At 39.2% G+C, this 14,871-nt stretch carries 12 protein-coding genes; 5 read left to right on the forward strand and 7 right to left on the reverse strand.

The window, feature by feature from the left end:
• Positions 1–5: 5 nt before the first annotated feature.
• Genes HUW48_RS13365 through rfbF form a run of 4 tightly spaced genes read right to left on the reverse strand, consistent with a single transcriptional unit; the run spans position 6 to position 4,260 of the window.
• Positions 6–1,040, reverse strand: coding sequence for an NAD-dependent epimerase/dehydratase family protein (locus HUW48_RS13365; RefSeq protein ID WP_182416145.1), 1,035 nt, complete (start codon positions 1,038–1,040; stop codon positions 6–8).
• Positions 1,041–1,043: 3 nt separating this feature from the next.
• The gene (rfbH, locus tag HUW48_RS13370) at positions 1,044–2,390 is read right to left on the reverse strand and encodes a lipopolysaccharide biosynthesis protein RfbH (protein ID WP_182416146.1); all 1,347 of its coding nucleotides are present in this window, start codon (positions 2,388–2,390) and stop codon (positions 1,044–1,046) included.
• A gap of 5 nt (positions 2,391–2,395) precedes the next feature.
• The gene (rfbG, locus tag HUW48_RS13375; RefSeq protein ID WP_182416147.1) at positions 2,396–3,490 is read right to left on the reverse strand and encodes a CDP-glucose 4,6-dehydratase; all 1,095 of its coding nucleotides are present in this window, start codon (positions 3,488–3,490) and stop codon (positions 2,396–2,398) included.
• Positions 3,490–4,260: a glucose-1-phosphate cytidylyltransferase gene (gene rfbF / locus HUW48_RS13380; protein WP_182416148.1), complete on the reverse strand. Its 771-nt coding sequence runs from the start codon at positions 4,258–4,260 to the stop codon at positions 3,490–3,492. The genes rfbG and rfbF overlap by 1 nt, the downstream gene beginning before the upstream one ends.
• 254 nt (positions 4,261–4,514) lie before the next feature.
• Here rfbF and HUW48_RS13385 point away from each other — a divergent pair, with 254 nt between their 5' ends.
• From HUW48_RS13385 to HUW48_RS13395, 3 genes are all read left to right on the forward strand, one after another.
• A complete protein-coding gene (locus tag HUW48_RS13385) occupies positions 4,515–5,528 on the forward strand; it encodes a hypothetical protein (protein WP_182416149.1) in 1,014 nt (337 codons plus the stop codon).
• 451 nt (positions 5,529–5,979) lie between these two features.
• Complete coding sequence (locus tag HUW48_RS13390; RefSeq protein WP_182416150.1) at positions 5,980–6,426, forward strand: Hpt domain-containing protein; 447 nt, start codon at positions 5,980–5,982, stop codon at positions 6,424–6,426.
• 116 nt (positions 6,427–6,542) lie between these two features.
• The gene (locus HUW48_RS13395; protein ID WP_182416151.1) at positions 6,543–7,016 is read left to right on the forward strand and encodes a nucleoside deaminase; all 474 of its coding nucleotides are present in this window, start codon (positions 6,543–6,545) and stop codon (positions 7,014–7,016) included.
• A 774-nt stretch (positions 7,017–7,790) separates the two neighbouring features.
• Here HUW48_RS13395 and ffh read toward each other — a convergent pair.
• Entirely contained in the window at positions 7,791–9,119 is a 1,329-nt protein-coding gene (ffh, locus tag HUW48_RS13400) for a signal recognition particle protein (RefSeq protein WP_182416152.1), read from the reverse strand.
• 157 nt (positions 9,120–9,276) lie between these two features.
• Here ffh and HUW48_RS13405 point away from each other — a divergent pair, with 157 nt between their 5' ends.
• Entirely contained in the window at positions 9,277–10,602 is a 1,326-nt protein-coding gene (locus HUW48_RS13405; protein ID WP_182416153.1) for a glycosyltransferase family 4 protein, read from the forward strand.
• Here HUW48_RS13405 and HUW48_RS13410 read toward each other — a convergent pair.
• Positions 10,586–11,707, reverse strand: coding sequence for a glycosyltransferase family 61 protein (locus HUW48_RS13410; protein ID WP_182416154.1), 1,122 nt, complete (start codon positions 11,705–11,707; stop codon positions 10,586–10,588). The two genes, HUW48_RS13405 and HUW48_RS13410, sit on opposite strands and share 17 nt — an antisense overlap.
• 169 nt (positions 11,708–11,876) lie before the next feature.
• Between HUW48_RS13410 and pseB the strand changes: the two genes are divergently transcribed.
• The gene (gene pseB, locus HUW48_RS13415; protein WP_182416155.1) at positions 11,877–12,896 is read left to right on the forward strand and encodes a UDP-N-acetylglucosamine 4,6-dehydratase (inverting); all 1,020 of its coding nucleotides are present in this window, start codon (positions 11,877–11,879) and stop codon (positions 12,894–12,896) included.
• A gap of 65 nt (positions 12,897–12,961) precedes the next feature.
• Here the strand turns inward: pseB and HUW48_RS13420 are convergent, their stop codons facing one another.
• A complete protein-coding gene (locus HUW48_RS13420; protein WP_182416156.1) occupies positions 12,962–14,788 on the reverse strand; it encodes a T9SS type B sorting domain-containing protein in 1,827 nt (608 codons plus the stop codon).
• Positions 14,789–14,871 lie beyond the last annotated feature (83 nt).

Here is a 14,871-nt window from a genome sequence, read left to right on the forward strand (position 1 = left end):
TCAAGTTATTCTTTCCCGTAAAAATTTATGGTGCGTTTAATGCTTTCTTCTAAAGAGATAACAATTTTAAGATTTAACTCTTCTTTCGCCCGTTGAACCGATGGTACATAACGTTCCGGAGCTAACTGTGGCTGCGGCTTAGTTAATATTTGCGGTTCTAAAACCGGCTGAAATTGCTGGGCCACTAAATTTGCCAATTCCGCTATAGATATTTCTTCATCCGATCCTACGTTGTACGGCTTTCCGGCTTGGCCATGAATTAAAATGCGCAACAACCAGATTACCAGATCGGCAGCATACAAGTAGGATCGGTAAGGAGTACCATCCCCTTTTATAATTATGGGCTGTTGATTTAACCCGTTTAAAATAAAGTTGCCGGCAGCAAAATGAGTGTCTAATGGTAAAAAAGGACCTACAAAGGCAAAACACCTAGCGATTTTAATTGGAATATTAAATTGCTTAAAATAAATGGCACTAAGTAATTCTGCCATCCGTTTACTTTCACCGTAGGTCCAAAAAGGATTCGTGATATCTGGTCCTCCCAAATAATCTTCAAACAAATGCTTTAATTCGGGTGGTTGGAGGCCGTAAATAGCTCCGGAACTGGTTAATAGCAAGGACTTCACTTGCTTTTTTCGGGCTAAATCCAATACCCGGCGGGTACCAGCAACGATAGTATCCGTCATTAAAAGCGGACTTTCCGCATTTAGTTGCGCATTAGCTTCGGTGGCCGCATGTATAATGTAATCAATAGAGCGTTCCGGAAAAGTAAAATTTTGAATATCTCCTGCCAGATACTTTAAAAAAGAATAATTAAATAAATGCGGAGCTTTTGTTTGGAATGCCTCGCTATTACGGGTTAAAACAGTAATTTGAATATTCAGGTTCTGGGTAATGTTGGCATGAACTAAGCTTTCTAAAAGCCATCGGCCAAAAAAGCCAGTTCCTCCCGTTATAAACAAGTGCTTATCCCGGAGAAAAGGCCATACATCTTTTGTATGAATCAGAATATGTTGTAGGTCAGGTAGCAGGGAAACCATACCTTACGATTCTCCCCTGGAAATATTATTTTGTTTAAAATAAGTATGCAGAGTTTCAACCATATAATCGTAATGTTGTTCCTCTAATCCGGGCCAAACGCCTAACCAAAAAGAGTTGTTCATAATAAAATCGGTGTTCGTTAAATCCCCTACTTTCCGGTATTGAATATTCTGATAAGCCGGTTGGCGAAGTAAATTTCCGGCAAATAATAAACGAGTACCAATTTTATTTTCTTCTAAGTAAGAAACAAGATCTTTCCGGTTAATCGGACTGTTTTCCCGGATAGAAATCATAAAACCAAACCAACTAGGGTTAGCCTCAGGAGTTGCTTCCGGCAAAATAAAATGATCTTCAAAGGGCTTTAACTTTTGGTATAGCAGTTTATGATTTTCTCTCCGCTTCTCTACAAAATAATCGGCTTTTTTAAGCTGGCTAATACCAATGGCAGCCTGCATATCGGTTACTTTTAAATTAAATCCAATATGAGAATACGTGTATTTGTGATCGTACCCTTCCGGTAATTCGCCCAGTTTCCAGCAGAAACGCTTTCCGCAGGTATTATCTGCGCCCGGAACGCAATAACAATCTCGACCCCAATCCCGGAAACTTTCTACTATTCGACGTAAATTTAAATTATTTACTAAAACTGCTCCGCCCTCGCCCATAGTAATATGGTGCGCCGGGTAAAAAGATAAAGTAGCCAAATCACCCCAAGTACCCGTTTTTTTACCTTGGTAAGTAGCTCCTAAAGCATCGCAATCGTCCTCAATTAGCCAAAGTTTGTATTTTTTAGCAATTTCTTTTACTACACTTAAGTTAAACGGATTACCCAAGGTATGCGCCATCATAATGGCTTTTGTCTTAGGAGTAATTGCTTGTTCTATTAATTCGGCTTTAATATTATAGGTGGGTATATCTACGTCAATAAAAACCGGTATGCACCCAAACTGAATCATAGGGTTAACCGTTGTAGGAAAACCAGCAGCTACCGTAATTACCTCATCGCCGGGTTTTATAGCCCGGTCTTTTAATTTAGGAGAAGTTAAAGCGTAAAAAGCAACCAAGTTAGCGGAAGAACCAGAATTTACTAAAAAGCTATATTTAACCCCAACCCATTCGGCCAGATTCTTTTCAAATTCAGGCCCGAACCGGCCAGTAGTTAACCAGCCATCTAAAGTGGCATCTACACCATAAAGTAAATCCTGGGCATCTAATACTTTGCCAGTAACCGGAATATAGTCTACTCCCGGTCGGAATTGCTTACTTGTGTTCCGAAGAGCAATTTCTTCTAACCCTGAAAGTAGTTCTCCGTTTATATTTTTAAAGCCAGTAGCTGTTAGGTTTTCCATTGCACTTATTCACTTTCATTTATTTGATTCAAAAAACTGGCAATATCGGCGAGTATTAATTCCGAAGCACTACTTTCCTTTAACAAAAAGCTTTTATACCATTGAATGGTTCTTTCTACGGCCATTATGGTATTTAAATAAGGCCGCCATTTTAATAATTTTTGCGTTTTACTAATATCTAGTTTAAGTACTCCTGCTTCGTGGGGTTGATTTGCTAAATTTAGGTTCTGGATACATCCCTCTCCCCATACTTGAACTGCTAACTGGGCTAATTTTTCGACGGGTAAAGTATCGTTTGTGTTAGGGCCAAAATTCCAGGCACCGGAGTATATTTCGGGCTCTTGGGCTAATTTAGCACCTAATAGTAAATACCCGAACAAAGGTTCTAGCACATGTTGCCAGGGCCGGATGGCTAAGGGATTACGTACAGGAATAGGATTTTTATTCTGTAAAGCCCGCACAATATCCGGCACAATTCTATCGCGGGCCCAATCACCACCACCTATTACGTTACCTGCCCGGGCGGTAGCAACTGTTTTTTGATGAACTGAAACAGTTTTAACGTTAAAAAAGGAATTGCGGTAAGAATTAGTTACCAATTCGGCGCATGCTTTACTGGCACTGTACGGATCATAGCCCCCAAGAGCATCTACTTCCCGGTAAGGATACGGCCATTCCTGGTTATCATAAACTTTATCTGTAGTGATTATAACGACTGTACATTTACCCGAAAGTGTTCTTACGGCGTTTAGCACATTGGCTGTGCCAATGGTATTTACCTCAAAGGTTTCAACGGGTATTTCGTAAGAAGTTCTTACCAAAGGTTGGGCGGCCAAGTGAAAAACAAAACTGGGCTGAAACTCTGAAATACACTTGGTTAAAAACGGTTTATCTAATACATCGCCAATTACCGAATAGCAATAATCTTCGCCGGAGATTTGATTAAACAGTTCTTCTTGGGTTTCGGGCGCTTTGGCGTAGCCCATTACCTCTGCTCCTAATTGCTTTAACCAAACCAGCAGCCAGGAACCTTTAAAACCAGTATGGCCCGTTACAAAAACTTTTTGGCCAGCATAATTTTCGCGCAGAAATGCTTCCATTACCAAATTTTCCAGGCGGCATTCCCGCTATTCCAGAGTTCGTTTAAATCCAGTTTATCTTTTAATGAATCCATAGGTTGCCAGAAACCTCTATGCTTAAATGCTTTTAACTGGTTTTCTTTTGCCAGATTCTCTAACGGTTCGCGCTCCCAAATAGTACTGTCGCCCTCTATGTAATTAAAAATTTCAGGCTCGCACACAAAAAAACCACCATTTACCCAACCCACATCTTCGCTCCTTTTTTCGTGGAAAGAAGTAATGTGGTTATCTTCCTCTAAACTTAATACCCCAAAACGACCGGATGGCTGAATAGCAGTAATGGTTACGTGTTTTTTACCGGATTCATGCGCTTCAATGAGTTCGTTAATGTTTACGTTACTAACACCATCGCCATAAGTAAGCATAAATCTTTCATTCCCAATATATTTCTGAATGCGCTTGATTCTCCCTCCGGTAAGTGTATCCTTGCCGGTTTCCACTAAGGTTATCTTCCACTTTTCAGAAAAACTATTATGAATTTCCAGATCGTTGTTTGATAAATCAATGGTTACATCTGACTGATGCAAAAAATAATTAGCAAAGTATTCTTTAATTACATAGCCCTTATAGCCTAAACAAACGATAAATTCGTTAAAACCATAAGTTGAATAAATTTTCATGATATGCCAGATGATGGGCTTGCCCCCAATTTCGACCATGGGTTTTGGCCGTAAATCTGTTTCTTCAGCTAATCTGGTACCTAAACCACCTGCAAGAATGACTACTTTCATTGCACAAACTTCATGATTGTAGGATTAAAAAGCAAAATTAATTTAGTGGCCCAGAGCGTAGCTTACCTTTTAGTAAATATTTATACTTTTGCGCGGAAACTAGATAAGGAGAGTTTCAATGAGAACCAGATGCTCTATTTTAAAGAAATAATATTTTAAACGAATACAATACTTTAGTATTCTGCTAGTTTATTTAACTAACTAAAATCGCTTACTCGTTTCAACCTAAAAAAGTAAATTTTCGAATTTAATATATGAGTTACAAAGAGCGTACTCCAGTTGAGAATAATTCCAGTTTGGACGAAATTGATCTGAGTAAAATTTTTATTTCTATTGGGAGAGGAATTGTAAGATTTTTTAAATCTATTTTTAGATTCTTCTTTTTATACCTGGATACTTTAATTTCCAAAACAAAAATTATTCTTGCTTTGGTACTTGCCGGTATTATTTTGGGAATAGCTTATTTCTACGCTTTCAAACCTTTTTACGAATCCAGAATGACTTTAAATTCGGCCTATTACAGGGGCGAATTTTTAGATAATTCCATTCAAAACTTAAACCGGCTTTGCTCTGAGAATAACTACCGGGTTCTGGCTAATTTACTAAAAATAGAACCGGAAAAGGCGAAAACTTTACGAAAAATTCAAGTAGAGCAGATTATTTCGCCCAATATGCAAATGCTGATTGACCTTTATAAAAGTACAAAAGGCAATCAGAGACGGATAGATTCTTTGATTTTAAATCACAGCGATTCTACCTTCCAGATTATGGTGCAGGTATACGATACCACCACTCTGGTTGGTTTAGATACTATTCTGGTAAACTATATTAAAAACAATAAATTTGTTAATAAACGAATAGCCATTGAAAGAAAAAATTTGCTAAACCGAAAGGCCAAATTAATCCGGGAATCGAAAAACTTAGATACCCTTAAATCTTACATGGCAAAAAGCTATTTACCCCAAGGCCCAGGTAAAACCGGCACCAACGTAACTTTAAATGACAAACAATCGAATCCAATCGATGTTTACCGGGAAGATTTCCGATTATATGATCTACAATTGCAAATTGACCGCTTATTATTTATAAACTCTGAAATTGAGATTATAGACCGGTTTATTACTTTTGGCAAACCAGCCAGCGGCACAATTGAAAAAAATGCGGTTAAGGGTGCATTGATTGGATTACTGGCGGGCCTTTTATACGTATTCTATATTATTTTACGGGAAGGCTTGCGTAGATTCCGGCTTATTATAGACGAAGATTAATTTTTTACTAAATATTTGGCTGTTTAAAGCCGTTTCCTTTCAGTAAGGAAACGGCTTTTTTATTTTACCTTATTTGATAAATTTACTTTAAGGCACTTACATTATATTCTTAACCCCTAAATTTTGTTCTGGTACGGAGAAGATGGATTTATTATAACCTACCGGCGCAGAACTCTACCCCAGCTAATGTTTACTTTATAAATTCTTCCTAAATCTCATTAGCATTTATTAAACTTTACCTATTTAATAATTTTTAATCTATTATTAGGGAGAAATCGTACTACCTATTGAATTGTTGAAATAATCTAAAATAAAGCTTGGACTTTGTGAAGTTAAAATCAGGAAGAAGACTATTATTTTATAATAATCTATGTATAGCCGTATATAAATGAGATATTAAGGTTCTGTATAAATATTTCATAAAGTAAAGCAATCAGTATTCATTATACTTGTGGCCAAAGCACATAGAAAAAATACTATCTCTGAACAATTATTTCCATCTCCTAATGCGGGACAGGATACAACATTGAAGACAAAAGGTAATTTTGTTAATTTAAAGTACTTGCAGGAAGTAGGCTGCAATAATGCTGAATTTATAACCGAAATGATAACCTTAGTTTTACAACAAACCCCCGAAAATATAAAGACGCTTTATTATCATACCGAGAACCAGGATTGGGTAAATTTAAAAAAGTCTGTTCATAAAATGAGATCTGCCGCTACCTTAGTTGGGGTGGAAGAGCTGCATACATTAATAAATTTAGTAGAAACTTACTCCGCTAGACAAGTACATCTGGAATTGCTACCTATTCTGACGAATGATTTGGTAAGAATCTGGCATAAAGTACTTATAGAATTAACAGAAATTTTAAATGATTTGAAATCAGATAACACGTAAAAAGCAAATTGTTTATCCTCCTTGTAGATAGTTGGCTTACTTAATCTGCATCATTAAATACTATCTTACCTCAATTACGGAAGTAAGTTTATGAATAAAAACACCTATTATGCCTGATGGAAAATAAAAAAGAATTTATGCGGGAAGCTATCCGGCTATCCATTGAAAAAATGAACGAGGGGTTTGGTGGCCCCTTTGGTGCGGTAGTAGTTCGTAACGGAGAAATCATTGCCCGGGGGTTTAATCAGGTTTTAGCTACCAACGACCCAACTGCCCACGCCGAAGTTGATGCCATCCGGAAGGCTTGTGCCACATTGCAAACCTATCATTTAAACGATTGCGAACTATATACCAGTTGCGAACCCTGCCCTATGTGCTTTGGGGCTATTTATTGGGCCCACATCCAAAAAGTTTACTACGGTAATACCAAACAAGATGCCGCTGCCGTTGGCTTCGACGACAATTTTATCTACGAGGAATTAGAAAAACCCCGGCATGAGTGCCAGGTTGCGATGGAGCAATTACTGCCCGAAGAAGCTATTGTTGCTTTTCAGGAATGGAACAAAAATCCACATAAATCTGAATATTAATTTATATCAAATTGTGTAAAAAAGCTATCATAGGATTTGCTTGCTAGTAAGCGTTTTCTTTGGAGTCTGTTCCAGCCTCCATGCACTGGTTCCATCTTGTTTGAGGCTTCAAGTTTGCCTCGTGGCCGGCTGGCCCCGTTTGGCTCTTCCGCCCTCGCTAGCCTTCCTTTCCTCGACTCCACCTGCGGAATGCCTACGGCACCGGAACCCTAGCAGGTGCTCCACAGCCAAACTGATGTCTTTGTTCTTCGTTTCAGCTTTTACTTTTTTTTAGTAGTATTGGATTGTACTAAGCCGCATTGCCTAGAATCTACTGAGTTGGAAAGCAGAACTGGAAGTTTTATTCCGGTCATTCTTAAAATTAGTAGCAGCATATAAAAGCTATTTTCCTTCTTCTTAATACAAAATCTGGAAGAAAAGCAGTAACTAAACGCAATAGACACCAGTTTGGCTGTTGAGGGCCTTTTAGCGTTCCGGTGCTGCAAAGCAGCATGGCGCAACGCAGTGAGCCAAGGTTCGCTAAACCGCCCGAAACAGCTTAACGAGGCCAACCGGCCACGAGGCAAACTTAGCCTGATCAAATAAGATGAAACCCGAGCATGGAGACTAGCAAAGGCTCCAAAGAATAACATCAAAGTTCGCCGTAGTAACTTCTTCTTACTATTTGGTATTACTTTTTACTTTCGTTAAAATATATAAAAAGAGGGCTTCCATAATTGAAAGCCCTCTTTTTAATAGCATAAAATCTTTTATCTAAAATCTTTATCCTAAATTCTATTTAAACATTTTCATTTTTGATATAGCCCCGCCTTTTCCGGTTAGCTTATTCATGTTTTTCATCATTTTGCGCATGTCGTTGAACTGCTTCATAAGGTTATTCACCTGTTGAATGTTCGTGCCGCTACCTTTGGCAATCCGGTTCCGGCGGCTGCCACTTATTATATCCGGGTTAGCCCGTTCTTCTTTTGTCATGGATTTGATGATGGCTTCAATAGGCTTAAAAGCATTCTCATCAATCTCCACGTCTTTCATGGCTTTACCTACTCCCGGAATCATACTTACGAGATCTTTAATATCGCCCATCTTTTTAATTTGCTCGAGTTGCGATAAGAAGTCATCGAAGTTAAACTGGTTCTTGCGGATTTTCTGGTTAATGCGGCGGGCTTCATCTTCGTCAAAAGTTTGCTGAGCGCGTTCTACCAACGAAATTACGTCGCCCATCCCCAGAATCCGTTGTGCCATCCGGTCCGGATAAAACAAATCCAGCGCTTCCATTTTTTCACCGGTACTGATAAACTTGATTGGCTTCTCTACCACTGCCCGGATAGAAAGAGCAGCTCCCCCGCGGCTATCGCCGTCCAACTTAGTTAAAACAACGCCATCGAAATTAATCCGGTCGTTAAACGTTTTAGCAGTATTTACCGCATCCTGCCCCGTCATGGAATCTACCACGAACAAGGTTTCGGTTGGTTTTAAAGCTTCCTTCAGTTCGGCAATTTCGCGCATCATGGCTTCATCCACGGCTAAACGGCCGGCGGTATCCACGATTACTACTTTTTTGTTATTAGCTTTAGCGAAAGCAATGGCATTTTGAGCTATTTGCAAAGGATTTTTATTTTCCGGCTCGGTATAAGCCTCCACTCCTACCTGGCCCGCTAATACTTTTAGCTGGTCAATCGCAGCCGGGCGGTACACGTCGCAAGCCGCCACCAGCACGTTACGGTTTTGCTTTTTCAGGTAATTAGCCAGTTTACCAGTAAAGGTAGTTTTACCCGAACCTTGTAAACCCGCAATCAGAATTACGGCCGGGTCTCCTTTTATTTGAATATCCTGCTTTTCGCCCCCCATTAAATGGGTAAGCTCTTCGTGCACAATCTTAACCATTAACTGACCCGGCGATACCGCAATTAAAACATCGCGGCCCATGGCTTCATCTTTTATTTTATCGGTTACCGATTTCGCTACTTTATAGTTTACGTCGGCATCTACCAAAGCCCGACGGACTTCTTTAATGGTTTGTGCTACGTTAATTTCAGTGATGCTACCCTGGCCCTTTAAAGTTTTAAAGGCCCGGTCTAATTTGCTACTTAAACTATCAAACATGAGTGTATCTCCTTATGGTATACAAAAATAAGCAGAAAAAATAAAATTACCTGACATTTTTACGCCAGCAACGTATATTCGCGCTATTAATATTGCTCATAAGGCAATCATTAATCCGGGTTATTTATCTGTTACTTAATTTAGAATTAAATTATCCTTGGCAAACCAGCAAAATCCTTCTTCCGGCAATGTTTTATTCTTTTCTTATTACTGGCCACCTTCCGGCGGAGCCGGTGTACAGCGTTGCCTGAAGTTTGTAAAACATTTGCCGGAGTTTAATCTAACTCCTACGGTAATAACGGTAGACGATAAAAAAGGTGCGTATCCGGTACTGGATTATTCGCTGGCAGCAGATGTACCCGCTTCGGTAAGAGTAATCCGGACGAATACCAGCGAACCGTTTGAGTATTATAAAAAATTAACCGGCAAGAAGGAAATTCCCTACGGTGGGTTTGCCAATCAAAATAATCAAAACCTGATTCAGAAAATATTTAATTTTATCCGGGGGAATTTATTTATTCCGGATGCCCGGGTTGGGTGGAACCGATATGCGGTAAGTGCCGGCAGAAAATTATTACAAACTGAACCTATTAAGGCCATTATTACTACCAGCCCCCCGCACTCCTCGCAATTAATTGGGTTAAAGTTAAAAAAAGAATTTCCGCATGTAAAATGGATTGCCGATATGCGCGACCCCTGGACGGATATTTATTACTACAAAGAGTTAAACCATACCACTCTGGCCAAGCAAATTGATGCCCGCTACGAAAAAGCCGTTATTGAAGGAGCCGATGCTATTTTGGTTACCAGCGCCGATACAAAACGGTTACTCGCGGCGAAATCTGCCCAAATTGATTCTACTAAAATAAAAGTATTGCCGAATGGTTACGATGAAGAAGATTTTACTTTTCCATCTGAACCGCCCAAAGATAAACTGTGCATTACCTATACCGGTACCATATCAGAAACGTATAACATTGAATTATTTTTAAAAGCTCTGGCCGAAGTGACCCGCCGTTATCCAGAAGTACCCTTTCGACTGCGGTTTGTTGGTAAAATTTCCGAAATGGTACTGCGGCAGGTAGAGCAGGCCGGTATTACCTCCATATCCGAAATAATTCCGTTTGTACCGCACCACGAATCTATCCGTTATTTATTGTCAGCCACGGTTTTGTTAATGGGAATTCCGGATGTAGTAAATAACTTTTGTATTTTGCCAGGCAAGCTTTTCGAGTACCTGGCTTCTAACAAACCCATCATCTGCATCGGACCTATAAACAGTGATGCCGACCGGATAATTGACGAATGCGGTGCCGGGCGGGTTTTTCATTATGCTGCCTTCGACCAAATGGTAGATTACCTGGACCAATTAACCCGGAGTTGGAAAATTAACCCGAACCTGGATTTACCCATTGTGGATTATCACCGGTACTCTCGCCGAGCTTTAACCGGTCAACTGGCAGAGATTATTCAAGGAAAGTAGGCGAGTTGTCAAACAAATAGCTTAACTGCTCTTTAAAATCAGGAATAGAAACCGTAAAATTTTGTTTTTCGTCAGATTTACTTCCTATGGAGTAGGTATAGGAAAAGTTCAAGCCCTTACTTAATAAAAAATAATGCGATTTTATAACATCCACCGGATGCAATTCCAATACTGTGGCTTGTTGGCAGAATAGGATATTAGTTAAACCTGCTCCGTGCGGGGCAATCACCACTTCAGCATTATAAAATAATTGCACTTGTTGCTGGTACGTTAGCTCTTCGGCATTAATTATTTGCACTTGGTATGGCATTAAAGCAGCTATAACCTGGTCTTCGTTTATAATTTTCCGTTTGTTAGCTTTCTTGCGGCTTATATAAATTCGTTTCGGTTTGCCGGTTGAGGTAACCTGGTAGCCTGCCCAAATTTTACTTCGAAGGCTTTCTAAAATATCCGGCGGCAAATATCCACTGTTGTGATTCGCTACAAAAGAAGGCAGCATAAATTCAGATACTTGCCATTTCTCCAGCTTACTAATAGTTTCTAATCGAATATGGGATTGTTTATCTAATAAAAAGTCTAAAGTTTCGCGCTGAAAAGCCGGCATATTTTGCGGCACAATTAGCGTAATTGGTTCAGCGGCATCTTGCAAAAGTAAAAACAAGCGGGGCAAGGCATCCAAAAACCAATGATAATTACTCGTTTCGGCCCAGGGGAAATGCATAAGGGAGCTGAATACTCCTTTTTTTCGTTTGGTGCTTAATAAGGCAAAACTGCGAAAGGCCGGCGATTTAGTTAAACGCATTAAGTCAAATACCGATTCGGTTACTACTTTACCTTTCCAGACCAATGCCCCCGAATGACCCAGAAAAGAAACATTTTTTAATGGTACAGTAAATAATTCTTTTTGCCGGAAGCCTAAAGAATAATCAACTACGTAATTGAACGAATGCGCACTTTTTTCCAGGAACTGTTTTTCTGCTGGAGTAAAATTCAGGAGATAAGCAGGCTTTAGCGTTCTTTTTTGCGGATGATTAAAAACGGAAACTGCCTGATAGTAGTAGTTAACGGAAGCACTAAAAATTTGAAAAAACTTTTTAAGTAGCATTAACCGGCCAAATTGTTTTAATCTTTCAAAAGGATAAAAGTAAGGTTTCTAACTGGTTTAAAACAGCAGACTAATAATTATTGCGTAAATTCGCGCCTTTAAAAGAAATTATGGATAGACATTTAGTTTTAACTAACTTAATTTCTTCGTTTAAGGATGATACAATCTCATGCAATTAGATTTAAATAATAAAGCAATTTTAATCACTGGCGCTACTGGCTCCTTTGGTAAAAAGTTCGTTCAAACGGTTTTAGAACGTTGGCCTCAAGTAAAGCGCGTGGTTATTTTTTCGCGCGACGAATTAAAACAATTCGAAATGAGCCAGGTATTCTCGCCGCAAAAGTACAAAGCCATTCGTTATTTTATTGGCGATGTGCGCGATGGGGATCGCTTGAAACGGGCCTGTGAAGGAATTGACATAATTGTGCACGCGGCCGCTTTAAAGCAAGTACCAGCGGCCGAGTACAACCCAATGGAATGCATTAAAACCAATATTTTTGGGGCGGAAAACGTAATTAATGCCGCTTTGGACTGTGGCGTTAAAAAAGTAGTGGCCCTAAGTACCGATAAAGCCGCCGCCCCCATTAATCTGTACGGTGCTACCAAGCTTTGCTCCGATAAATTATTTGTGGCTGCCAATAACATGAAAGGCTCCCGCGATTTAACTTTTTCGGTGGTACGCTACGGTAATGTAATTGGCTCCCGGGGTTCGGTAGTGCCTTTTTTCCTGAGTAAACGACACGAAGGCGTTTTGCCTATTACTCATCCGCACATGACTCGTTTTAATATTTCGCTGGAAGACGGAGTAGAAATGGTTTTACACGCTCTGGAACATGCCTGGGGAGGAGAAATATTTGTTCCTAAAATTCCTTCTTACCGCATCATTGACGTTGCCACGGCTATTGCCCCTACTGCGCAGCCCCACATTGTAGGAATCCGTCCCGGCGAGAAATTACACGAAGAAATGATTACCGAATCAGATTCGCACAACACCGTTGAATTAGAAAAATATTACGTTATTCTTCCTTCTACGCCGGTTTGGTCTATTGAAAATTTTATGAAAAAATTTCAGGGCAATTTCGTGGAACCAGGTTTCCGGTATAATTCCGAATCAAACACCGATTGGTTAACCCCGGAACAAATCCGCGAACAAATAAAACAACACGTTGATCCTACCTTCTCGGTTTAATTAGTGTATAACTTAGAGCTTTAACTGGCCCGTTGTTATTTTATTTTTGAAGAAAAACGGGCTTTTTATTTCATCACTTCTACATATCCCTTCAAGGTCTGTTGAGAAGTTAGATCATGAAGTACGTAATAGTAAACTCCATCCGGTTGTTGCCCGGCATTCCATTCATTTTCATAATTCGGATTCTGGTAAACTAAATTTCCCCAGCGGTTAAAGATTTTAATTTGCCATTTTTTATTTGGTGCTCCTTTTATGGAAAATGTTTCGTTTAAACCGTCCCCATTGGGCGTTATAATATTCGGAATGATTGGTTGACAACTGTTTTCCCGGTATTTTACTTCAATGGTATCGGTATAGGAGCAGCCATTTTCGTTAATTATTTCCACCCAATATTTACCTGATTTTGTTACCTCATAAGTTGCCTGCGTAGAATTATCCTGCCATTTGTAACTAACATTCCCAATCGACTTACCTAACATTAATTTCTCGTCTTTACACAAAGTCGTATCAGCCCCCAGATAAAGAAGTGGTCGTCCGTAAATGGTAATCTTTTTTTCTATTGAATACCATTCACTTTCGGCTTTAACTGTTAGCTTCACCAAATACTGGCCCGGATTGGTAAATTTGTGAGCCGGTTTAAGTTTAGTAGATAAGTTAGACGCGCCTGATTTTAAATCACCAAAATTCCAGACGTATTCATGATTGGACAGTATATTTTCAATAGTAAATAAGGTACTATCGCCTTCGCAAGTATTAGTAAAATCGAAACTTTCAATTATTGGTTGAATTTGTAAATACTGAGGAAGAAAATTGGGCAAACTGAACCAAACGTATTTGCCGGAACCTAGATATAAACCATCATCTACAAAATTAGATGCCGTTCCTGTTTGGTTTGGATTTTGAATTACTCCCAGATAATTACTATACCGGCGGGTTGCGTAAATTCTGCCATCAGGTGCTAACTGGAGGCCACATAACACATCTACGGAATTACCAATCACGAAACCGCTACTAAAGATTTGAGTTTTGGATGCGGTTAAGTCAAATTGAAAAATCTGCCTGCTTGTGGCAACGGCTCCATATAGTTTTTTCCCATCCGGCGAAAACTCCACGCCTAAAGCATTTACATAAATTTCCGGCGACACAATACCATTTGATAGTAGACCCGTTTTCGCGTCAAAATTAAAAAGTTCAAATCTGTTGGAACCTCTAACAGCTAATGCCAACTTTTTACCATCTACGGATGCCTTTAAAAAGCCAATCGCATTTAGCATTTCACCGCCATGGTAAAAACTTGTTTTGCTAATAACAGGTTTGGTATTTACTCCTAAGCTGGTGAGCAAATAAGAAGAAAATTCATAAGAATTCCATTTATGAACCAGAATCCAGAAATCTTTATTGTTGGTATGGCGAACTACCGTTAATTTTTCGGTAACTGGTGCCTCCAGCAGAACATTTTTAGTAGCAGTAATATCGCCTAAACCATTTTGCAGCGACATATCTAAAACAGAATAACGCAAGCCATTGCTCAAATCGTTTTCAATGGCATCTACGGTAAAAAGATAGTACAAAGTAGCCGATCCTGGTTTAGGAACAGCAATAACCGATTGAATGGCCGATTTATGCCCGGTTAATCCAAACCCATTAGGCATTGGAGTATGATTTTTGTTCCAAACGGTTATGCCATCGGAATAAAAAAGTAAATTCCCATTTTTATCTGCTACACTGGTGGTGCCTTCCTGGGTATTCGTTTTTCCATTCTTTAAAACAGTTACTTCTCCGCGATTAAAATCTAAGCCCGCATATTCGCCAAAATACCAGATGTTGGCTTCCTTTTGAGCCAATGCTGTTAAAGAGCTTACCAATAAAAATAAAAGTAAAAAATGCTTCATGTAAATAGCCTTAATTAAAATTCTAAATTCCAAATCGAGGAAAAAAATTCAAACATTCAGATATAATAATTATTTAACTTGGT

It is taken from the genome of Adhaeribacter radiodurans (genome assembly GCF_014075995.1).
In the GTDB taxonomy this organism is placed as follows: domain Bacteria; phylum Bacteroidota; class Bacteroidia; order Cytophagales; family Hymenobacteraceae; genus Adhaeribacter; species Adhaeribacter radiodurans.

Excerpts from the sequence above, each read along its gene's own strand:
- rfbF (WP_182416148.1), bottom strand. The coding sequence starts at position 4,260 with ATGAAAGTAGTCATTCTTGCAGGTGGTTTAGGTACCAGATTAGCTGAA.
- ffh (WP_182416152.1), bottom strand. The coding sequence starts at position 9,119 with ATGTTTGATAGTTTAAGTAGCAAATTAGACCGGGCCTTTAAAACTTTA.
- HUW48_RS13365 (WP_182416145.1), bottom strand. The coding sequence starts at position 1,040 with ATGGTTTCCCTGCTACCTGACCTACAACATATTCTGATTCATACAAAA.
- rfbG (WP_182416147.1), bottom strand. The coding sequence starts at position 3,490 with ATGGAAGCATTTCTGCGCGAAAATTATGCTGGCCAAAAAGTTTTTGTA.
- rfbH (WP_182416146.1), bottom strand. The coding sequence starts at position 2,390 with ATGGAAAACCTAACAGCTACTGGCTTTAAAAATATAAACGGAGAACTA.
- HUW48_RS13410 (WP_182416154.1), bottom strand. The coding sequence starts at position 11,707 with ATGCTACTTAAAAAGTTTTTTCAAATTTTTAGTGCTTCCGTTAACTAC.
- HUW48_RS13420 (WP_182416156.1), bottom strand. The coding sequence starts at position 14,788 with ATGAAGCATTTTTTACTTTTATTTTTATTGGTAAGCTCTTTAACAGCA.
- HUW48_RS13385 (WP_182416149.1), top strand. The coding sequence starts at position 4,515 with ATGAGTTACAAAGAGCGTACTCCAGTTGAGAATAATTCCAGTTTGGAC.
- HUW48_RS13395 (WP_182416151.1), top strand. The coding sequence starts at position 6,543 with ATGGAAAATAAAAAAGAATTTATGCGGGAAGCTATCCGGCTATCCATT.
- pseB (WP_182416155.1), top strand. The coding sequence starts at position 11,877 with ATGCAATTAGATTTAAATAATAAAGCAATTTTAATCACTGGCGCTACT.